This is a genomic window from uncultured Gordonia sp. (assembly GCF_937858515.1).
Taxonomy (GTDB): domain Bacteria; phylum Actinomycetota; class Actinomycetes; order Mycobacteriales; family Mycobacteriaceae; genus Gordonia.
Genome location: NZ_CALLZT010000060.1, coordinates 25,778 through 45,166 on the forward strand (window position 1 = coordinate 25,778; position 19,389 = coordinate 45,166).

Annotated in this window: 21 protein-coding genes and 1 pseudogene; 16 read left to right on the plus strand and 6 right to left on the minus strand. The window is 66.5% G+C overall.

From position 1 onward, the window contains the following. Positions 1-10: 10 nt before the first annotated feature. Positions 11-640: a mycofactocin system transcriptional regulator gene (mftR, locus tag Q0627_RS05170; RefSeq protein WP_291011766.1), complete on the minus strand. Its 630-nt coding sequence runs from the start codon at positions 638-640 to the stop codon at positions 11-13. Positions 641-883: 243 nt separating this feature from the next. On the opposite strand from mftR, the gene mftA reads away from it, so the two are divergent. The 5 genes from mftA (at position 884) to Q0627_RS05195 (ending at position 4,878) form a co-directional block, all read left to right on the plus strand. Beyond that, positions 884-988 (plus strand): mycofactocin precursor MftA, encoded by a 105-nt coding sequence (gene mftA, locus Q0627_RS05175; RefSeq protein WP_291011769.1) that lies wholly within the window; start codon positions 884-886, stop codon positions 986-988. Then, complete coding sequence (mftB, locus tag Q0627_RS05180; protein WP_291011773.1) at positions 988-1,332, plus strand: mycofactocin biosynthesis chaperone MftB; 345 nt, start codon at positions 988-990, stop codon at positions 1,330-1,332. Before mftA ends, mftB begins: the two co-directional genes overlap by 1 nt. Before the next feature lie 71 nt (positions 1,333-1,403). Next, positions 1,404-2,693: a mycofactocin radical SAM maturase gene (gene mftC, locus Q0627_RS05185; protein WP_291011775.1), complete on the plus strand. Its 1,290-nt coding sequence runs from the start codon at positions 1,404-1,406 to the stop codon at positions 2,691-2,693. Between the two features lie 50 nt (positions 2,694-2,743). Continuing rightward, entirely contained in the window at positions 2,744-3,955 is a 1,212-nt protein-coding gene (gene mftD / locus Q0627_RS05190) for a pre-mycofactocin synthase MftD (protein ID WP_291011778.1), read from the plus strand. A 110-nt stretch (positions 3,956-4,065) separates the two neighbouring features. After that, positions 4,066-4,878, plus strand: coding sequence for a mycofactocin-coupled SDR family oxidoreductase (locus Q0627_RS05195; protein ID WP_291011781.1), 813 nt, complete (start codon positions 4,066-4,068; stop codon positions 4,876-4,878). 59 nt (positions 4,879-4,937) lie between these two features. On the opposite strand, the gene Q0627_RS05200 is transcribed toward Q0627_RS05195, so the two are convergent. Continuing rightward, on the minus strand, positions 4,938-6,047 hold the full coding sequence (locus Q0627_RS05200) for a CaiB/BaiF CoA-transferase family protein (protein WP_291011784.1): 1,110 nt from the start codon (positions 6,045-6,047) through the stop codon (positions 4,938-4,940). Between the two features lie 198 nt (positions 6,048-6,245). Between Q0627_RS05200 and mftE the strand changes: the two genes are divergently transcribed. The 4 genes from mftE to Q0627_RS05220 all read left to right on the plus strand — a co-directional run bounded on the left by mftE (position 6,246) and on the right by Q0627_RS05220 (position 10,703). Then, positions 6,246-6,983, plus strand: coding sequence for a mycofactocin biosynthesis peptidyl-dipeptidase MftE (mftE, locus tag Q0627_RS05205; protein WP_291011786.1), 738 nt, complete (start codon positions 6,246-6,248; stop codon positions 6,981-6,983). Then, a complete protein-coding gene (gene mftF, locus Q0627_RS05210; protein ID WP_291011789.1) occupies positions 6,980-8,428 on the plus strand; it encodes a mycofactocin biosynthesis glycosyltransferase MftF in 1,449 nt (482 codons plus the stop codon). Before mftE ends, mftF begins: the two co-directional genes overlap by 4 nt. Beyond that, complete coding sequence (gene mftG / locus Q0627_RS05215; protein ID WP_291011791.1) at positions 8,428-9,705, plus strand: mycofactocin system GMC family oxidoreductase MftG; 1,278 nt, start codon at positions 8,428-8,430, stop codon at positions 9,703-9,705. The genes mftF and mftG overlap by 1 nt, the downstream gene beginning before the upstream one ends. A gap of 155 nt (positions 9,706-9,860) precedes the next feature. Then, a complete protein-coding gene (locus Q0627_RS05220) occupies positions 9,861-10,703 on the plus strand; it encodes a DUF559 domain-containing protein (RefSeq protein ID WP_291011793.1) in 843 nt (280 codons plus the stop codon). A gap of 57 nt (positions 10,704-10,760) precedes the next feature. Here the strand turns inward: Q0627_RS05220 and Q0627_RS05225 are convergent, their stop codons facing one another. From Q0627_RS05225 to Q0627_RS05240, 4 genes are all read right to left on the minus strand, one after another. Continuing rightward, on the minus strand, positions 10,761-11,249 hold the full coding sequence (locus tag Q0627_RS05225; protein ID WP_291011795.1) for a hotdog fold domain-containing protein: 489 nt from the start codon (positions 11,247-11,249) through the stop codon (positions 10,761-10,763). 33 nt (positions 11,250-11,282) lie between these two features. Beyond that, positions 11,283-12,008 carry an aspartate/glutamate racemase family protein gene (locus Q0627_RS05230; RefSeq protein WP_291011856.1) on the minus strand — a complete coding sequence of 242 codons (726 nt, stop codon included), beginning with the start codon at positions 12,006-12,008 and terminating at the stop codon, positions 11,283-11,285. Between the two features lie 85 nt (positions 12,009-12,093). After that, the gene (locus tag Q0627_RS05235; protein WP_291011797.1) at positions 12,094-13,659 is read right to left on the minus strand and encodes an NCS1 family nucleobase:cation symporter-1; all 1,566 of its coding nucleotides are present in this window, start codon (positions 13,657-13,659) and stop codon (positions 12,094-12,096) included. Positions 13,660-13,815: 156 nt separating this feature from the next. Further along, the gene (locus Q0627_RS05240; protein ID WP_291011859.1) at positions 13,816-14,523 is read right to left on the minus strand and encodes a GntR family transcriptional regulator; all 708 of its coding nucleotides are present in this window, start codon (positions 14,521-14,523) and stop codon (positions 13,816-13,818) included. 196 nt (positions 14,524-14,719) lie between these two features. On the opposite strand from Q0627_RS05240, the gene Q0627_RS05245 reads away from it, so the two are divergent. From Q0627_RS05245 to Q0627_RS05275, 7 genes and pseudogenes are all read left to right on the plus strand, one after another. Then, on the plus strand, positions 14,720-15,154 hold the full coding sequence (locus tag Q0627_RS05245; protein WP_291011799.1) for a MarR family winged helix-turn-helix transcriptional regulator: 435 nt from the start codon (positions 14,720-14,722) through the stop codon (positions 15,152-15,154). 84 nt (positions 15,155-15,238) lie between these two features. Then, complete coding sequence (locus Q0627_RS05250) at positions 15,239-16,849, plus strand: MDR family MFS transporter (RefSeq protein ID WP_291011802.1); 1,611 nt, start codon at positions 15,239-15,241, stop codon at positions 16,847-16,849. A gap of 397 nt (positions 16,850-17,246) precedes the next feature. After that, complete coding sequence (rpsJ, locus tag Q0627_RS05255; RefSeq protein ID WP_003938093.1) at positions 17,247-17,552, plus strand: 30S ribosomal protein S10; 306 nt, start codon at positions 17,247-17,249, stop codon at positions 17,550-17,552. 19 nt (positions 17,553-17,571) lie between these two features. Further along, complete coding sequence (rplC, locus tag Q0627_RS05260; RefSeq protein WP_291011804.1) at positions 17,572-18,225, plus strand: 50S ribosomal protein L3; 654 nt, start codon at positions 17,572-17,574, stop codon at positions 18,223-18,225. Next, entirely contained in the window at positions 18,225-18,905 is a 681-nt protein-coding gene (rplD, locus tag Q0627_RS05265; protein ID WP_291011807.1) for a 50S ribosomal protein L4, read from the plus strand. Before rplC ends, rplD begins: the two co-directional genes overlap by 1 nt. Positions 18,906-18,907: 2 nt before the next feature. After that, positions 18,908-19,213 (plus strand): 50S ribosomal protein L23, encoded by a 306-nt coding sequence (gene rplW / locus Q0627_RS05270; RefSeq protein ID WP_291011810.1) that lies wholly within the window; start codon positions 18,908-18,910, stop codon positions 19,211-19,213. 33 nt (positions 19,214-19,246) lie between these two features. Beyond that, positions 19,247-19,389, plus strand: a pseudogene (locus Q0627_RS05275) (50S ribosomal protein L2); the annotation flags it as partial.

Below are 19,389 nucleotides of genomic sequence, written 5' to 3' on the forward strand. Positions count from 1 at the left end.
GGTGGAGTGTTCAGTGGAGGGCTGCGACGCCCACGGCGAGCAGGTCGCTGCCGGCCTCGATCAGATCGATCAGGTCGGTGTCGGGATCGGCGAGCCACTGCTCGTATGCGGCCAGCGCCGTACCCAGGCACAGCCAGCCGATGGTCTGCGGGAGATGTTCGTCGGCGTCGACACCGAGCCGGGCGGCGCAGAAGCCGGCGATCACCTGCCGCCAGTCCGCATACATCAGCATTGAATATGCTTGTAGCGCAGGTACTTCCAGAAGCAGCCGCAAGCGCCGGTGGTGATTGCCGAGCTCGCCGTCGGGCACCTCGTTGAATGTCACGAGGGCCTGCCGCAGGGCCTGCGCGATGGGTAGGTCGTCGGGGATCAGTGCGAGCCGTGTGCGCATCGCGTCGAGATGGGCGTCGAAATCCCCCCAGGCGATCGCGTTCTTGCTGGGGAAGTAGCGGAACAGGGTGCGCCGGGCGATGCCCGCGGCCTCGGCGATGTCGTCGACGCTGGTCTCGTCGAAGCCTTTGGCGGTGAACAGATCGATGGCGATGGTGCTGATCTGGGAGTGCGAGGTGACCGGTCGGCGCCCGGGTTGCGGGGCCGTGTCGACCGGGTCCGGCGCACGAGTGGTCTCCCGAACGGCCATGATCACCTCCCCGTGTCCCGGCCCTGCCTGAGATGCCCAGTGCTAGATGCCCCCTGCCCGGCGCGCTTGCCCGGCGCACCCCTCGCGCTTGGAACATCATCGTATTCCTGTGCCGCGCATAGTGGAACAGGCGCGGGCCGGGCTGTCTTTTCGGCTAGTTTCGGCCCAATGACTAGATTGATGCACCGGGTGCCATTATAGTATGTCGTGATCCGCATCACTACTGATACAGGAGGATGGATCATGGCAGACCAGAGCGCCAATGTGACCGAAGTGACCAGCCCGGAACTCGTCGGCGAATCGCTCGTTGAAGAGGTGTCGATCGATGGGATGTGCGGGGTCTACTGATGTCGGCCCCGGCAACCGTGCCGGATTCCGGCGGCCGCGGTGACGCGGCCGCCGGGACGCCGGCGGAAACTCACGCACGCGGTTTCGATCTGGCCGCTGCCTGGGAGCTCAACCCGAAGGTCGCGCTGCGCCCCGAGCCGTTCGGCGCGCTGCTGTACCACTTCGGTACCCGCAAGCTCTCGTTTCTCAAGAACCTGACCGTCGTCGGTATCGTGCAGTCCCTCGCCGAGCAGCCCTCGGGGGAGGCCGCGCTGGCCGAACACGGCATCACCGACATCGAGCGGCCCCTCTACCTGCAGGCGCTCGGTGCGCTCGCCGACTCGGGAATGATCACCCGGCGCTGACGTCGGCGCCGTGTTCGTACTCACCCCACAAGCAGGCCCCTGCCCGTACCCCACCACCACCGGGAGATCCGATGACAACACTTGAGATGCCGCCCAGCGCAGCAGATCTGGCAGCCCGGGTACGGGCGACGCCCAGGCTCGACCTACAGGCACCGCCCAAGGTCGGCCGCCTCGTCGACCAGTTCGAGAAGGGCCTCGACGCCCCCATCTGCCTCACCTGGGAGCTGACCTACGCCTGCAACCTCGCCTGCGTGCACTGCCTGTCGTCGTCGGGCAAGCGCGACCCGCGTGAGCTGTCCACCGAGCAGTGCAAGGCCATCATCGATGAGCTCGAACGTATGCAGGTGTTCTATGTGAACATCGGCGGCGGCGAGCCCACGGTGCGTTCGGACTTCTGGGAACTCGTCGACTACGCCACAAGCCACAAGGTGGGCGTCAAGTTCTCCACCAACGGACTGCGCATCGACAAGAAGGTCGCCGCCCGCCTGGCCGCGTCGGACTACGTCGACGTGCAGATCTCGCTCGATGGGGCCACCGCCGAGGTCAACGACGCCGTGCGCGGCAAGGGCTCGTTCGACATGGCGGTGCGGGCGCTGGAGAACCTGCACGAGGCCGGTTTCAAGGACGCCAAGATCTCCGTGGTGATGACCCGCCAGAACGTCTCACAGCTCGACGACTTCAAGGCTCTCGCCGACAAGTACAACGCCACGCTGCGCATCACCCGCATGCGTCCCTCCGGGCGCGGCGCCGACGTGTGGGACGACCTGCACCCGCTCCCCGAGCAGCAGCTCGACCTGTACAACTGGCTTGTCGCACACGGTGATCGGGTGTTGACCGGTGACTCGTTCTTCCACCTGTCGGCCTTCGGCGGCAGCGGGGGAGGCCTGCCCGGGCTCAACCTGTGCGGAGCCGGCCGCGTGGTGTGCCTGATCGACCCGGTGGGCGACGTGTACGCCTGCCCGTTCGCGATCCACGAGAACTTCCTCGCCGGAAACATCCTGTCCGACGGCGGTTTCCAGGAGATCTGGCAGCGCTCGGACCTGTTCACCGAACTGCGCGAACCACAGTCGGCCGGGGCCTGCGCCAAGTGCACCCACTTCGACTCGTGCCGAGGTGGCTGCATGGCCGCCAAGTTCTTCACCGGCCTGCCCCTCGACGGTCCTGACCCCGAATGTGTTCAGGGCTACGGAGAATCGTTGCTGGCGGGCGAACGCAGCAAACCGACCGCCAACAAGGACCATTCGCGCGGCACCCCGCTGACGCTGATGACCCGTGGCTCCGACGGCAGCTTCACCCCGCTCGGCCGGCCGTCGAAGAGTTGCGACGAGAACCCCCTGGCCGGTTTCAGCCCCGTCGGCTGACGCGCATTCCCTCCGACAGCAACAAGCGAAAGATCCCGAGGCGAAATTCAATGGCGAACTTCAAGCTGACCAACCCGTGGGCGCGTAACCCGTGGTTCGAGACCGTTGCCGAGGCTCAGCGGCGCGCCAAGCGGCGCCTGCCCAAGTCGGTGTACTCCTCCCTGGTGGCGGGCACCCAGGGCGGCATCACCGTCAACGACAACGTCGACGCGTTCTCCGAACTCGGATTCGCCCCGCACGTCATCGGCGCCCAGGACGACCGTGACCTGTCGACGTCGGTGATGGGCGTGGATCTGCCGTTCCCGGTGATGATCTCGCCGACCGGTGTGCAGGCTGTCGACATCGACGGTGAGGTGGCGGTGGCCCGGGCGGCCGCCGCACGCGGTACCGCCATGGGCCTGTCGAGTTTCGCGAGCCATCCCATCGAGGAGGTCACCGCGGTCAACGACAAGATCTTCTTCCAGATCTACTGGCTCGGCACCAAGGAAGAGATCCTGGCCCGGGCTGAGCGGGCGCGTGAGGCGGGCGCCAAGGGCCTGATCGTCACGACCGACTGGGTGTTCAACATCGGCCGCGACTGGGGCAGCCCGGAGATCCCGGAGAAGATGGACCTCAAGGCGCTGATCCGGCTGGCGCCCGAGGTCGCGGTCAAACCGAAGTACGCCTGGGACTGGTTCAACAAGGGCAACCTGGTCATCCCGGATCTGACCGCCCCCAACGTCTCGCACGGCAAGGGCCTGCCCGGTCCCACCTTCTTCGGCGCCTACGGCGAGTGGATGAACACCCCTTCGCCCACCTGGGAAGACCTGCAATGGCTGCGGGAGAAGTGGGGCGGGCCGTTCATGGTCAAGGGCATCACCCGCATCGATGACGCCAAGCGCGCCGTCGACATCGGCGCCACCGCCATCTCCGTCTCCAACCACGGCGGCAACAACCTCGACGGCACCCCCGCCACGATCCGCGTGCTCGGCCCCATCGCCGACGCCGTCGGCAAGGACATCGATGTGCTGCTCGACGGCGGAATCCGCCGGGGCAGCGACGTCGCCAAGGCCGTGGCGCTCGGCGCCAAGGCCGTCATGATCGGCCGCGCCTACCTGTGGGGTCTGGCCGCCAACGGCCAGACGGGCGTCGAGAACGTCCTCGACCTGCTGCGCATGGGTCTGGACGGCGTGCTCATGGGCACCGGTCACAAGTCGGTCCACGAGCTGAGCCGGGCGGACCTGATCATTCCGGAAGGCTTCGAACGGTCTTACGGGGGGTAGCCGTCACAAACCCCACCGCTGAGCCCCGGCGAGGAGATTATTACGATGCCGGCCCTCAGCGGTGGGGTTTGTGACAGCTGACCCAAACTAGAACGTGTTACAGTTCTGGAATGGGACAGTTTGACGGCAAGGTCGTCTACATCACCGGCATCGCCCGTGGTCAGGGCCGCAATCACGCACTCCGCTTCGCGCGTGAAGGGGCGTCGATCATCGGTCTGGACATCGCGGGACCGATCGCCGAGCACACCACCTATCCGCCCGCCACGCCGGACGATCTGACCGAGACGGTCCGGCTCGTCGAGGAGGTCGGCGGCAAGATCCTGGCCCGGCAGGGCGACGTGCGCGACCTGGCATTCCAGCAGCAACTGGTGGCCGACGGCGTCACGCAGTTCGGCGGCCTGGACTACGTCGTGGTCAATGCGGGCGTACTCACCTGGGGTCTGAGCTGGGAGATGTCGGAGGAACAGTTCACCGATGTCATCGACGTCAACCTCGTCGGCGCCTGGAAGACCCTGCGCGCCACCTTGCCCACCATGATCGAGGCGCGCAACGGTGGCTCGATCGTCATCGTGTCGTCGGTGGCCGGGCTCAAGGCGATGCCGGTGCAGGCCTCCTACAGCGCATCCAAGTACGGCCTGACCGGCTTGGCCCAGACGGTCGCCAAAGAGGTTGCGCCCTACCGGATCCGGGTCAACTCGCTGCATCCGTATGCGGTCAACACGCCGATGGGGGTCGGCGATGCCTCCGCCATCGAGGTGTTCGGGAATCCGAAGTTCACCCGGTTCTTCCCGTCACTGATGGACTACAACCCGATAGCCGAACCCGACGAGATCTCCGACGCCGTCCTGTACCTGTGTTCAGATTCCGCCAAATCTCTTACCGGCGTACAGCTTCCGATCGATATGGGTCACTCCAAGGTCTGACCCACCACGCAGACGGCGACGGCCCTCCCGGTCGGAAGGGCCCTCGCTGTGTCGTCGGACTACACCCAGAGGGTTGCGGGATCGGTTGCCTGCGTTGTCGGTCCGGCCGGCGTGTCGGGCGAGGTGCGTGAGAACCGGGGCGCTACCTGCGCCTGCCGGACACCGTCGATCTCGACGAGATTGGCGCGCGCGGCCATGTGCGGCTCGTCGGGTGCCTCGCCGAAGGTGAGGACGGGCGAGACGCAGGCATCGGTACCGTCGAACACCGCGGTCCACTCCTCCCGGGTACGGGAGGCGAACGTGTCGGTGAAGATCTTCTTCAGCTCCGTCCAGCGGGTGATGTCGCCCTGTCCGGGCAGGTCGGCGTCGTCGAGTTCGAGGCCTTTGAGGAGTTCGGCGTAGAACTGCGGCTCGATGGCGCCGACGGCCATGTACTTGCCGTCGGAGGTCTCGTAGACGTCGTAGTAGGGGGCGCCGGAGTCGAGGAAGTTCACTCCGCGCACATCCGACCACATGCCGGTGGCCCGGAAGGCCCACATCATCTGCCCCAGCAGCGAGGCGCCGTCGACCATCGCGGCGTCGACGACCTGCCCGCGCCCGGACACCTGACGTTCCAGGAGCGCCGAGAGTACACCGACGACCAGGAACATCGATCCGCCGCCGAAGTCGCCGAACAGGTTGAGTGGCGGCACCGGACGCTCACCGGCGCGGCCGACGGCGTGCAGCAGACCGGTGAGGGAGATATAATTGATGTCGTGTCCGGCGCGGTCGGCGCGCGGGCCGTCCTGGCCCCAGCCGGTCATGCGCCCGTACACCAGTCCGGGATTGACCTCGGCGAGGTCGTCGGGCCCGAAACCGAGACGTTCCATCACTCCCGGGCGGAAACCCTCGATGAGTACGTCAGCCTTGGCGATGAGCCCGAGCACCGTCTCGCGGTCGGCGGGATTCTTGAGATCGGCCTCGATGACCTTCCGGCCGCGCAGCAGGGCGTCACCGACCTTTCCGGGTTTCGGCAGCTGGCCCGGCCGCTGCACGCGGACCACATCGGCACCGAGGTCCGACAGCAGCATCGCGGCGTGCGGTCCGGGACCGATTCCGGCAAATTCGATGACCCGGATGGCGTGCAGCGGACCGCTTTTTCCACTGGTGACGTTCGGTGTGGATGTCATGGATTCCGAATCTCCTCGGGTATGGGGACCCCGCCTGCCTCCGGTGGTACTCGTGGCCGCGCGATCGTGTGATTGTGTCGTCGGTCACCACAGCTTGGCACACCCGAGCGAACGTTCGGGAAGGGGGCCCGGAACCATATATGAACCTGCCTGCGGTCACCCTTACCCCGGTGCCGTCCTATCGCTAGAGTTGACCGAATGACGCGTGGCTCGGGGCTCGGTGCTCTCTCATGGCCTGAGCTCGACGGCTCCGCGGTGACATTGCTCGTTCCGCTGGGCGCCGTCGAACAGCACGGACCGCACCTTCCCCTCGACACCGACATCCGCATCGCCGATGCGGTGGCCCGCCGCGCCCAGCCGCAGCTAGCCGGTAATCCGTCCGATCAGACCTTCCTGGTGGCACCGGGCCTGCCGTACGGGGCCAGCGGCGAGCACGAGGGCTTTCCCGGGACGATCTCGCTGGGTCACGAGGCGTTGCGGCTGGTGCTCATCGAGTACGGGCGCAGCGCATGCCGGTGGGCACGGCGGATCGTGTTCGTCAACGGGCACGGCGGCAACGGCCGGACTCTGGTCGAAGCGGTGCGGCTGCTGCGCTACGAGGGCCGCGACGTGGCCTGGTTCGCCTGCGGACATCCGGCCGGCGATGCCCACGCCGGAGATACCGAGACATCGGTGCTGCTGCATCTGACGCCCGGCGATGTGCGCCTGACAGACGCGGCGCCCGGCAATCGCGCGCCGATCGCGGAACTACTGGCGCCGATGCGGGCCGGCGGGGTGGCCGCGGTGAGTGCCAACGGGGTGCTGGGCGATCCCACCACCGCCACCGCGGCGCGCGGCGCCGACCTCGTCGGCGCGTTCACCTCGGCACTGGTGTCGGCGGTCGCCCGGTGGGATGTCGACGACCGCGGTCTGCTGCGGGGCGGTGCCGCCGCGTGAGCGTCGTCGACAGCCGCGACGGGAGTACCGGCGGCGAGGTAGCGGCCGTGCCGACCGACCTGCCCGATGGTTTCCAGGTGCAGGTGGACCTGCGCTGCGCCCAGCGGGGCGACCTGCGTTACCTCGTCGGCGGTTCCCCGACCCGGATGCTGCGGCTGTCCGACGCCGCCCTCGGAATGATGTCTTCCGATGGTCGTATTGCTGTGTGTGACAAGGCAACCCGAACCCTCTGCCGTCGCCTGCTCGATGCCGGGATCGCCCACCCGCGGCCGATGTTCGGGCCGTCTGCCGATCAGGTGACCGTCGTGGTCCCGGTGCGTGACAACCAGGAGGGCATCGACCGGTTGATCGCGACCCGGGGTGAGGCCCGGATGATCGTCGTCGACGACGGTTCGGACGTTCCGATCACCGTGCACGGCGACGGGGTGAGTGTGCTGCGTCTAGACCGCAATCGCGGCCCCGCCGCCGCTCGCAACGCCGGAGCGGCAGCCGCGACAACAGATTTCGTCGCTTTCGTCGATTCGGACTGTGTGCCCGAACCCGACTGGCTGACGATGCTGCTGCCGCATTTCTCCGACCCTGCGGTGGCGGTGGCCGCACCCCGCATCGTCGGATTGAACACGCGCCCAGGCCTGTTCGCTCTCGCCGCCCGCTACGAGAACGGATACTCCTCGCTCGATATGGGGCCGACGGAGGCTCCGGTGGTGCCGTCCACCCCGATGCCGTACGTGCCGAGTGCCGCGATGCTGGTGCGCCGCAGCAGTTTTCCCGGTTTCGACGAGTCGCTGCGCGTGGCCGAGGATGTGGACCTGTGCTGGCGTCTGCACGAGGCCGGCTGGCGGCTGCGGTACGACCCGGTGGCGCGCGTGGCCCACGACCACCGCACCGGAATGCGCGAGGTGCTCGGACGTCGCCGCTTCTACGGCACCGGTGCGGCCTATCTGGCCGACAGGCATCAGACTCTTGCCGCGCCGATCGTCATGTCGGTCACCATGGCCGCCGCCGTCGTCGCGCTGCTCACCCGTACCGCCACGGGTACGGCGGTTGCGATGCTGCTGCTCGGGCAGATGGCGGTGCGCCTGCGCCGTCGGCTCGACGGCCTGCCGCAGGCCCCGCTGGTCGCCGCCCGGATGACCGGTCGCGCCGCCGGCTTCGGACTTCTGCAGGCCGGGGCGGCGATCTGCCGGCACTACTGGCCGATAGCCCTTGTGCCCACACTGTTTTCCCGCAGATACCGGACACTGGTCGTGGAGGTGGCGATCGCCGAGGGCCTCATCGACTGGACCCGCCGGTTCATCAGTGAGCCAGGCGTACGGCCCGCGCTCGGTCCCGTGGGTTATGTGATCATGCGCCGCCTCGACGACCTCGCCTACGGTCTCGGGCTGTGGCAAGGGGTGATCGCCCACCGCGATCCGGGGGCGCTGCGGCCGGTCCTGAGCAAGTGATGCACGACGTCGTCGTCGTCGGCGCGGGCAGTGCCGGATGTGTGCTGGCCGAAAGACTCTCGCGTGACCCCGACCGTTCGGTGCTGCTGCTCGAACGTGGGCCGGGATGGCCCTACGCCGAGGTGACCGATCTGTACCACCTGCCTGTCGGCGCCGATGCTGCCACGGTCGGGCGAACGGTCAGCTATCCGGTGTCACCGCCGGACCTGGCGGTGGTGCGTGGTCACGGGATCGGAGGGTCGGCCGCGGTGAACGGTGCGTATTTTCTGCGTTGGCACCGCGACGATTTCGTGTCCTGGGAGCACCCGATCGCCGACATCGAAGCTGCCTACGCCGAGGTCGAGTCGGTGATGTCGGCAAGCCCTTTCGCCGACGACGAACTCCCCGACGCGGCAAGGGCTTTCGAACAATGGTGGGGCGCGCTGCTGCCCACCCGACCGGTCGGTGAGCGGTGGCCGGCCGTCGGGGTCAATCGGATCCACTCCAACAGCATTCGCGACGCGGCGGGCGGACGCCGGGTGACCACCGCCGAGGCATTCCTGCGTCCTGCGCTCGGGCGGCCGAACCTCACCGTCCGGACGTCGACCACGGTGACCGCGCTGGAGTCGAAGGGCGACCGGGTGCTGGGCGTGCGTTGCGACACTGAGTCGATCCGGTGCGACGAAGTCGTCCTCTGCGCGGGGACACTCGGAACTGCGGCGATCCTTTTCGCCTCGGGTCTGGCTACCGGGCCGCTGCGCGTTGTCGAACATCGGGAGATGCTGGTGCACTACCGTTTACGGCACTCGCCGGGGCGTCCCACACCGTTGCTCCCAACGGTGGCACACACCGCATCTGGTTGTGAGATCCGCTGTTACGGAGGAGATTTTGCCGACTACATCGACGGTGTCCCACCACTCGGACCGGCCATCGGGGTGGCCGCCATGTCGCCGGGCACTCCCGGCACCCTGGTCTGGGACGGTGCCACCCTGACCGTCGACCTGGGTTCGGCACCGGACCTACCCGCGCGCCTGGCCCCCGAACTCGACCAGGTCCAGGACATGCTGAATTCAGGGGACTTCCGGGGCATCATCGAACCCGGATCGGTGCGCGTGGACCCGGTGGTCCGCACATCCCAGCACGCGTCGGGATCACTGCCGATGGGCGACCGGACGGACAGGTTCGGCGCGCTGGACGGAGTCCACGGCCTGCGGATTGTGGACGGATCCATCCTCCCGCCCGGCGGCCGCAGCGGACCGCACGCCACCACCGTTATGGTCGCGGCGCTTTCGTCATAAACCCCACCGGTGGGCTCCGGCATCGCAATAATCTCCTCGCCGAGCCTCAGCGGTGGGGTTTGTGACGGCCTCGCCCGTCAACCGACGCATCCACAGTCGGCCGGCCTGTGGATGGGCGCCGTGACATCCGGGGGTCTGCTGTCCACGCTGGGTGGATGAACTCGCGCACCGCCCTTGCCCATGGTCATGGGGTCGTCTCGTTCGCGACCCTGCGGTCGGCCCTCGCCCACGCGGAGATCCGGCGACTGATCTCAGCCGGACAACTCCGACCGGTACGCAGGGGGTGGTATGCAGCGCCGTGGGCCGATAAGACCGTCGTCGCAGCGGTCGCCTCGGGCGGGGTGTGCAGTTGTGTGTCAGCGCTCAAGCTGGCCGGGGTGTGGGTGCCGAACATAGGTCGCCGCACCCACGCCCGTGCCTGCGGCGCGGCTCACCGCGCCAGGCCGGACAACGACTTCTGCAGGCAATACGGCCGACCGGAGCCGGAAGACCAGGCCGTCGACGGCGTCGATGTGGCATTGCGTCACGCTGTGCGGTGCCTCGATGGCGAGGGAATCATCGTGGTCGTCGACTCGATCATCAACCTGGGCCTGGCAGGCAGGGATGAGGTCGCCCACCTGCTACGACAGTGTCCCGCCGAGGTCCGAAATCTCGTGGACAAATGCGACACCGCCGAATCCGGGACCGAAACGATGGTCCGGTGCCGCCTGCGGGCCCACAACGTCAAGCTGACCCCACAGGTGTGGATCCGCGGGATCGGCCGGGTGGACTTCCTGGTGGGCAACCGGCTGATCATCGAAGTCGACAGTGAGGAGTTTCATCATAACGTCGCGCAGTTCCACAAAGACCGGGAACGTGACCGCATTGCCGTCGAAAAGGGATACCTGGTGGTCAGGTTGACCTACCACGACATAGTCCGTGACTGGGCCGCCGCAGAGGAATCCATTCTTGAAATTGTCCGGCGCCGCGACCACCTCCGTCACAAACTCCACCGCTGAGGCCCCGCATCGCAATAATCTCCCCGCCGGGTCTCAGCGGTGGGGTTTGTGACAGGGTCAGGCGGGGGTGACCCAGGTGGTGATGTCGCAGTGGACCACCTCGATGCCGTCGGTGTCGCGGATCTCGATGGAGACCACCACGTCGGTGCCCTCGGTGATCGTGGCGAAGTCGATCGGATGGGCGAGGGTGGCGGTGGCGGTGAGGCGGGTGTTGGCCTTGGTCAGGTACTGCGCCGACATGCCCTTGGGGATCCAGCGGTGGGTGGTGGGGGTGGTGGCCTCCATCAACATGCCCATGGCGACCTCGGCGAGGTTGCAGGCGGCGATGGCGTGGAAGGTACCGATGTGGTTGTGGATGCCGAACCACTTGGGTGCGGAGACCACGCAGCGTCCGGGTTCCATCTCCGAGACGTAGGGCAGGATCGTGCCGAAGTAGGGGACCCGGGCCACCATGCCCAGGGAGAACAGTGCATTGCCGACGACGTTGTCGGGCAGTTTGCGACGAAGACGGTAGGTGGCGCTTCCGGCCGCGGTGGAGATCGACATGCGCGCCATCTTACTGCTTGGTAAGAAGTGGGACTACTGGGCGAACGGAGCGAGCAGGCCCGCATACGGCTTGGCCGGCGGCGGCGCGAACTCGCCGGTGCGGGTGCCGGTGCGCAGGCCCATCGCGGCCATCGCGGTCAGCATCCCCACCCCGGCGGCGATGCCGTCGATCACGGGCGCACCCACGTCGTCACCGATGCCGGCGGCGAATTCGGCCATCCCGGCGCAACCGAGGACCACCGCGTCCGAGCCGTCGGTGGTCAGCGCTTCCGCGCACATCTTGGTGATGACGGCGAGCGCCTCGGGATCGGTCTCCAACTCCAGAACGGGGATCTCGCAGGCGTGAATGCCGCGGCAGCTGCGGGTGAATCCGTAGTGCCCGACCAGGTCGGCGGCTCGGCCGATGGTGCGGCCGGCGGTGGTGACGATCGAGAATCCGCGGCCCAGCGGTGCGGCGAGATGCATTGCCGCCTCGGCGATCCCGAGTACCGGGGCCTTGGCGACCTCGCGTGCGGCGTCAAGTCCGGGATCGCCGAAGCACGCCAGCAGATAGCCGTCGGCTCCCGGGTGGTCCGCGATCGCGGCGAGGACGCCGGGCACGGCCAGCGCCTCGTCGTAGTGGCTTTCGATCGAGGCCGGCCCCATCGTGGAGGTGACCGAGACGATCTCGGCGTCGGGCCGGGCGACGGTACGGGCGGCACTGTCGATGACGGCCGTCATCGACGCGGTGGTGTTGGGGTTGATGACGACGATGCGCATGTGGGCTCCCGGGGTGAGGAGGAGTGGTGACGACACCGGCCCCCTCGTGACTCACGAGGGGGCCGGCGCGAGAACACAGGACCGCTCAGTACAGCGTGCGTTCGGCGGATCCGTCGGCGGCGTCGGCACCGACCACGGGCTCGACACCGGAGTCGTAGAGGAATGTCTTCGGCGCGTACTTCATCCCGGTCCAGTAGACGGCCCCGGCGACACCGGCGCCGATGAACCAGGTGAAGCTCGCGGCGTAGGCGGTACCCCAGATGACCACGCACAGCGGCGGTATCAGACCCACGACGGTCGCGATCACCGCGACCGGATTCCAGCCCTTGCGGTATGCGTACGTGGCGCCCGGTTCCATGCTGAACAGGTCGTCGACGACGATCTTCTGCTTCTTGATCAGATAGAAGTCGACCAGGAGGATGCCGAACAGCGGGCCGATGACCGCGCCGAGGGTGTCCAGCGTGTAATGGATCGCGTCGGGGTTGTTGAACAGGTTCCACGGGGTGATCAGCACCGAACCGACCGCGGCGATCATTCCGCCGGTGCGCCAGGTGATCTTGGTCGGCGCGACGTTGGAGAAGTCGAAGGCGGGGGAGACGAAGTTGGCGACGATGTTGATACCGATGGTGGCGATCGCGAAGGTGAGCACGCCCAGGACCGCGGCGGTGGTGTTGTCGATGCGGTCGACGATGTGCACCGGGTCGGTGATGATCGCGCCGTTCTCATCCTTGCCGATGACGGTGACGCCCGCCGAGACGGTGCACACCACCAGGAGCGAGAAGAACAGGAAGTTGACCGGCAGTCCCCAGAAGTTCCCCTTCTTGACCTCGCCGAATGTCTTTCCGTAGCGGGAGAAGTCACCGAAGTTGAGCATCGGTCCCGAGAAGTACGACACCACAAGGGCTATCGCTCCGATGGTGGCGGTCACCGAATCCCAGCCCACTTTTCCGGGTCCGACGGACAGATCCAGTGAGACGTTGCTCCAGCCCGCTTTGGCGATGAGGTAGCCGGCCAGAATCACCATCACGACGTACACGGCGGGTCCGCAGAAATCGATGAATTTGCGGATGGTCTCCATACCGTTCCAGAAGACGATGGCCTGCAGAATCCACATAAGGATGAAGCCGCCCCATCCGAGGATGCTCAGGCCGAGGAATCCGTAGTCGTCGACGACGTCATATTTCGCCAGGCTCGGCCAGAACTTGATGGCCAGCAGGCCGAATGCCACCGAGGCCAGGTAGGTCTGGATTCCATACCAGGCGACGGCGATCAGCCCGCGCAGGATGGCCGGGATGTTGGCGCCCATCACGCCGAATGACACCCGGGTGGTCACCGGATACGGAACCCCCGCCAGCTGTGACGGTTTGGCCACCAGGTTGCACAGGATGTTGACGGCCACGATGCCGATGATCAGCGCCACCAGCACCTGCCAGGCGGCGATACCGAGGGCGAAGAGGCTGCCGGCGAAGACATATCCGCCGACACTGTGAATATCGGACATCCAGAAAGCAAAGATGTTGTACCAGGTCCAGCTTTGCTTGCGCAGTGGTGCGAGGTCGCTGTTGGTCAATCGTTGGTGATACTCGAGTTTTATGACACTTTCACCGGCGGCGCTGTGCGCGGTCGCAGGGGCGTTTTCCGTGGCGGTCATGATTTCTCCTCGGTTAAGCCGGACGTCGGGTCGACGTTGACGGTTTTCAACCTAGGAACAGTGTGTTACTCGGCGATTACCTCGCCGATATATTTTTCCTCCGGCCCGGATCGATCTGATGAGCATTGCGGCTGATCGGTCCCGGATAGATGAGTCCTATTGTGGGCCAGAATGATCCGGCCGCAGCGTGAGATCGGGTTCGGCGGTGACGATCGCCTCGCCAAGCCGGGTGTGGTGGCGCCGGGCGAGATTCAGGACGGTGTCGGTGTCGTGGGCGGCCGCCGCGTCGAGTATCCGCGCGTGGTCGTCGTTGAGGGTGTGCTGAATGTCCTCGGACACCGATCGCATCACCTGGAACGGTTCGGTGAGATTCCACGTCGATTCGAACATGTTGAGCAGGCGCGGCATCGCGCACGGCAGTACGAGCTGGCGGTGGAATTTGCGCGAGACGTCGTGAAAGGACTTGCGGTCACGGAATTTGGTGGCCGTCAGCAATTGCTCGTGATACCGGCGGGCGCGGGCGAGGTCGTCGTCGGTGGCCTTGTCGACGGCGCGGGCGAGCGCGGCCTCCTCCAGGACGCCGCGGACGAAGTAGATCTCGTGCAACTCCTCCACCGACAGCAGGCTGACGTTGTAGCCACCGTGCGGCCGGTGGTCGACGAGGCCTTCACCGATCAGCGTCTTGAGTGCCTCGCGGACCGGGATGGCGCTCACGGCGAACGCGTATGCCACCTCCGCCGGCGGGATCTGGGTGCCGGGCGGCACTGACCCGGACAGGATGAGGCGGCGCAATTCTTCCAGGACGTTGGCGCGGGTGTTGCCCGAGCGGGTCTCGGCGAGCTGGGCGACGAGGTGGTTGGACACCGGACGTGGGGGCCTCACCTCAAGAGCGTAATCCCGTCGTGCGTTCGCGGCAGCGCGAACAAGCGGGCGGTCGGTGTGGCGAGGGGGCGGCCGGGACGGGCGGTGGGACCAAAGTCACTTGACGACGATGGTGACGGAGCTCCGCCGGCGGCGTAACGTTTACTTTCGTCAATCAACTATCTAGGAGGCTTTGCCGATGGCGCCGCGACACGAGACGGTCGTCGAACTCGTCGACGAGATGTCGTTGCTGCTGCGCGCAGCACGCGCGATGGCACAGCGCACGTCGGCCCGGGTCGACATGCCCGCGCCGCTGCTCGGACTCCTGTGGACGCTGTATGTCCACGGTGCGCTGCGGCAGAACCAGCTCGCCGAGAAGCTGTGCATCAGCGAATCCGCACTCAGCCGGCAGATCGCGGTCCTGGCCGCCGACGGGCTCATCGAACGCGCCCGGTGCGAGGACGACGGGCGCGTGAGTCTCGTACAGATCAGCGAGGCGGGCCGGGAACGGATGAATACCGCACTCGAACACCGGGTGGACGAGTACGCGCCCAAGTTCGCCGACTGGTCCGAGGAGCAGACCCGGGAGGTGCTCGAGACGATCGCCAGACTCCGGCAGGCGATCGCCGAGTGAGCGGCGCGCGGCAGGTAATGCACGGCCCGGTCGCGCAATCGAACAAGTTTTTCTGAAGATTTGAAGAAGTAGAGGATGAGGAAATTGAGTGCACCAACGAGCGCGGCGGACACGGCATCGTCGCCGACCGTCGCCATGACGCACCGCGAGGTGCTGGAGGCGATGACCGGTCTCCTGGCGGGCCTGTTCACGGCCCTGCTGTCGACGACCATCGTCTCGACCGCGCTGCCGACCATCGTCGGTGACCTCAAGGGGACCCAGACCCAGTACGCCTGGGTCGTCACCGTGGCACTGCTGGCGAACGCGGCATCGACACCCATCTGGGGCAAGCTGTCGGACCTGTTCAACAAGAAGCTCCTGGTTCAGCTCTCGTTGATCATCTTCGTGGCCGGTTCGGCGCTCGCCGGAGCGGCCCACAACATGGAACTGTTGCTCGTCGGGCGCGTCGTGCAGGGCCTGGGCATGGGCGGTCTGACCGCGCTGGTCGTCGCGATCATCGGCTCGATCGTCCCGCCGCGCGAACGCGGCCGGTACTCGGGTTACATGGGTGCGGTGATGGCCGTGGCGATGGCCGGCGGTCCGGTTCTCGGCGGTGTCATCGCCGACAGCCCGCTCGGTTGGCGCTGGTGCTTCTACGTCTGCATCCCGCTCGCCGTCGTCGCGCTCGGTCTGTTGCAGCGCACCCTGCATCTGGAGACGCAGCGCAAGTCCGAGGTCAGCATCGACTGGCTCGGCGCCACCCTGATGACCGCGGGCGTCAGCGTCCTGCTGATCTGGGTCTCGTTCGCCGGCAAGGCCGATTACTACGAGTGGATCTCGCCCGAGAGTGCCTACTACGTGATCGGTGGCCTGGCCCTGCTGGGGCTGACCGTGTACGTCGAATCCAAGGCCAAGGATCCGGTCATCCCGCTCAAGATCATCGCCGAGCGCACCACCGCGCTGGCGATCATCGCCTCGGTCATGGTCGGTCTGGCACTCTTCGGTGCCATCACGTTCCTGGGGCAGTACTTCCAGACCGCGCGGCACTACAGCCCCACCGAGGCCGGACTGCTGACCATCCCGATGGTCGTCGGCATGCTCACCGGCACCATGTTCTCCGGTCTGATGATCACGCGCTTCGGCAAATGGAAGCCCTTCATCATCGGCGGGTCGATCCTGTTGACCATCGGCCTGGCCCTGCTGGGCACCATCGACCACGCCACACCGATCGCCGCGATCAGCGTCTACATGTTCGTCATGGGCCTGGGCACCGGTTCGCTGATGCAGAACCTGGTCCTGGCGGTGCAGAACACCGTCAGCGTGCAGGACATCGGCGCGGCCTCGGCCAATGTCGCCTTCTTCCGGACCTTCGGCGGTGCGATCGGTGTCTCGGTGCTCGGTTCGGTATTGGCGACCCACGTCGCCGATCTGTCCGAGAGCGGACTGGCCAAGCTCGGCATCGACACCAGCAAACAGTCCGGCGGCGGCAATCTCGACATCAAGTCGCTGCCCGAACCCGTCGCCGATGTCATCAGGCACGCCTACGGTGACGCGACGGCGACGATCTTCCAGATCGGTGCCGCCTGTGCCGTGGTCGCGATCATCGCGATCCTGTTCATCCCGAACCGGCCGCTGCGCAAGACCATCGACATCGAGACGCCGGCCGTCGAGGCCTCCGGTACGGAAGCCGACGCGCCGAGCCGTACTGCTGGTTGAGGCGCGAAGGGGGTGCGAGGTCCGCTGATTTGAACACCGCACCCCCGATGGTGCATAATTGTCAGGTTGCCTTGCCCGGGGCTGCGGTGAAACGCGGCCCCGGAACAGGTGAATAACTCCCAGGCTCCCGACACGGGGTCTGGCGTGTTCCGCGTGCAACCCTCATAGGTTCACGGTCACGACACGCCCGACCGCGGGTGCCGGAGCACAACCGGCTTTCTCCAGTGGAAAGCCAACGTACAACGATAGATGAACAGCGTCGATCCCCGAATCTCACACGGGTGGTCATGTGACCGTCGGCCTCACGCGCCGATGTCTCAGGTGCTTTGGTGGCACCTGGCTGTGGCGGCCACGCGGTGTTCGTCTGTCGAGAACAACTGACGGAAGAGGACACAGCGTGGCGGGACAGAAGATCCGCATCAGGCTCAAGGCCTACGACCACGAGGCGATCGACGCTTCGGCGCGCAAAATCGTGGAGACCGTGACCCGTACGGGTGCACGCGTCGTCGGCCCGGTGCCGTTGCCCACCGAAAAGAATGTGTACTGCGTCATCCGTTCGCCGCACAAGTACAAGGACAGCCGCGAACACTTCGAGATGCGCACTCACAAGCGACTCATCGACATCCTCGACCCGACGCCGAAGACCGTCGACGCGCTTATGCGCATCGACCTTCCGGCCAGCGTCGACGTCAACATCCAGTAGGGCGGGGGCGAGAAAAGACATGAGCAACCAAGCGAGTACCAAAGGAATCCTGGGCACCAAGCTCGGCATGACCCAGGTTTTCGACGAGAACAACCGCGTCGTTCCGGTCACCGTCGTCCAGGCGGGCCCGAACGTCGTCACCCAGCTGCGCACCGCCGAGCAGGACGGCTACACCGCCGTGCAGCTCGCCTACGGCGCCATCGATCCGCGCAAGGTCAACAAGCCTGTCGCCGGTCAGTTCGCCAAGGCCGGGGTCACCCCGCGCCGGCACCTGGCCGAGATCCGCGTCGCCGATGTGGCCGAGTACAGCGTCGGACAGGAGCTGACCGCAGATATCTTCGCCGACGGAGCACTGGTCGATGTGACCGGCACCTCCAAGGGCAAGGGCTTCGCCGGCGTCATGAAGCGTCACGGCTTCGCCGGTCTGGGCGCCAGCCACGGCGTGCACCGCGTGCACCGCGCTCCCGGTTCGATCGGTGGCTGCGCCACCCCGGGCCGCGTGTTCAAGGGCATGCGGATGGCCGGACGCATGGGTAACGACAAGGTGACCACGCAGAACCTCACCGTCCACAAGGTGGACGCCGAGGCGGGTCTGCTGTTGATCAAGGGCGCGATCCCCGGCCGTAAGGGCGGCATCGTGGTGATCCGCGACGCAGTGAAGGGTGGTGCGTAATGAGCACCGATCTGACCAAATCCGCAACCAAGCTCACGCTCGAGGTCAAGGCCGCCGACGGTTCGGTCAACGGCACCGTCGACCTGCCGGCCGAGCTGTTCGACGCACCGGCCAACATCTCGTTGCTGCACCAGGTCGTCATCGCACAGCAGGCCGCCAAGCGTCAGGGCACCCACGCGACCAAGACCCGTGGCCGGGTCAGCGGTGGCGGCGCCAAGCCGTACCGCCAGAAGGGCACCGGCCGGGCACGTCAGGGTTCCACGCGCGCACCGCAGTTCGTCGGCGGTGGCACCGTACACGGCCCGCAGCCGCGTGACTACAGCCAGCGCACTCCCAAGAAGATGAAGGCCGCCGCCCTGCGCGGAGCCCTCTCGGACCGGGCGCGCAACGAGCGCATCCACGTGGTCACCGAACTGGTCGCCGGGCAGGTTCCGTCCACCAAGTCGGCGCGCGGCTTCCTGGAGTCGCTCAGCGACCGCAAGAAGTTCCTGGTGGTGCTGGCCCGTGAGGACCTCACCGCGTGGAAGAGCGTGGCGAACCTGCAGAACGTCCTGCCGATCGCCGCCGATCAGCTCAACACCTACGACGTCCTCGATTCCGACGACGTGGTGTTCAGCGTCGAGACGCTGACCGCGTTCATCGCCGCGAACACGAAGACCGCCAAGACAGAGGAGGCGTGAGCATGGCTACCATTGCCGATCCTCGCGACATCATTCTGGCGCCGGTGATCTCGGAGAAGTCCTACGGACTCATCGAGGACGACGTGTACACCTTCCTGGTGCACCCGGACGCCAACAAGACGCAGATCAAGATCGCCGTGGAGAAGATCTTCGGTGTGAAGGTGTCTTCGGTGAACACGCTGAACCGTCAGGGCAAGCGCAAGCGCACCCGCTTCGGTTATGGCAAGCGCAAGGACACCAAGCGCGCCATCGTGACGCTGGCCGAGGGCAGCAAGTCCATCGAGATCTTCGGAGGTCCGGTCAGCTGACCGGGTTTCGAAAGTAGGGACTGAGAACTAACTATGGCTATTCGTAAGTACAAGCCGACAACCCCCGGTCGCCGCGGCGCCAGCGGCTCCGACTTCGCCGAGGTCACCCGTGACCATCCGGAGAAGTCGCTGGTCCGCCCGCTGCACGGCCGCGGTGGCCGTAACGCGCACGGTCG

Coding starts and splice junctions, on each gene's coding strand:
- mftR (WP_291011766.1), bottom strand. CDS start 640: ATGGCCGTTCGGGAGACCACTCGTGCGCCGGACCCGGTCGACACGGCC.
- mftA (WP_291011769.1), top strand. CDS start 884: ATGGCAGACCAGAGCGCCAATGTGACCGAAGTGACCAGCCCGGAACTC.
- mftB (WP_291011773.1), top strand. CDS start 988: ATGTCGGCCCCGGCAACCGTGCCGGATTCCGGCGGCCGCGGTGACGCG.
- mftC (WP_291011775.1), top strand. CDS start 1,404: ATGACAACACTTGAGATGCCGCCCAGCGCAGCAGATCTGGCAGCCCGG.
- mftD (WP_291011778.1), top strand. CDS start 2,744: ATGGCGAACTTCAAGCTGACCAACCCGTGGGCGCGTAACCCGTGGTTC.
- Q0627_RS05195 (WP_291011781.1), top strand. CDS start 4,066: ATGGGACAGTTTGACGGCAAGGTCGTCTACATCACCGGCATCGCCCGT.
- Q0627_RS05200 (WP_291011784.1), bottom strand. CDS start 6,047: ATGACATCCACACCGAACGTCACCAGTGGAAAAAGCGGTCCGCTGCAC.
- mftE (WP_291011786.1), top strand. CDS start 6,246: ATGACGCGTGGCTCGGGGCTCGGTGCTCTCTCATGGCCTGAGCTCGAC.
- mftG (WP_291011791.1), top strand. CDS start 8,428: ATGCACGACGTCGTCGTCGTCGGCGCGGGCAGTGCCGGATGTGTGCTG.
- Q0627_RS05220 (WP_291011793.1), top strand. CDS start 9,861: ATGAACTCGCGCACCGCCCTTGCCCATGGTCATGGGGTCGTCTCGTTC.
- Q0627_RS05225 (WP_291011795.1), bottom strand. CDS start 11,249: ATGTCGATCTCCACCGCGGCCGGAAGCGCCACCTACCGTCTTCGTCGC.
- Q0627_RS05230 (WP_291011856.1), bottom strand. CDS start 12,008: ATGCGCATCGTCGTCATCAACCCCAACACCACCGCGTCGATGACGGCC.
- Q0627_RS05235 (WP_291011797.1), bottom strand. CDS start 13,659: ATGACCGCCACGGAAAACGCCCCTGCGACCGCGCACAGCGCCGCCGGT.
- Q0627_RS05245 (WP_291011799.1), top strand. CDS start 14,720: ATGGCGCCGCGACACGAGACGGTCGTCGAACTCGTCGACGAGATGTCG.
- rplC (WP_291011804.1), top strand. CDS start 17,572: ATGAGCAACCAAGCGAGTACCAAAGGAATCCTGGGCACCAAGCTCGGC.
- rplD (WP_291011807.1), top strand. CDS start 18,225: ATGAGCACCGATCTGACCAAATCCGCAACCAAGCTCACGCTCGAGGTC.
- rplW (WP_291011810.1), top strand. CDS start 18,908: ATGGCTACCATTGCCGATCCTCGCGACATCATTCTGGCGCCGGTGATC.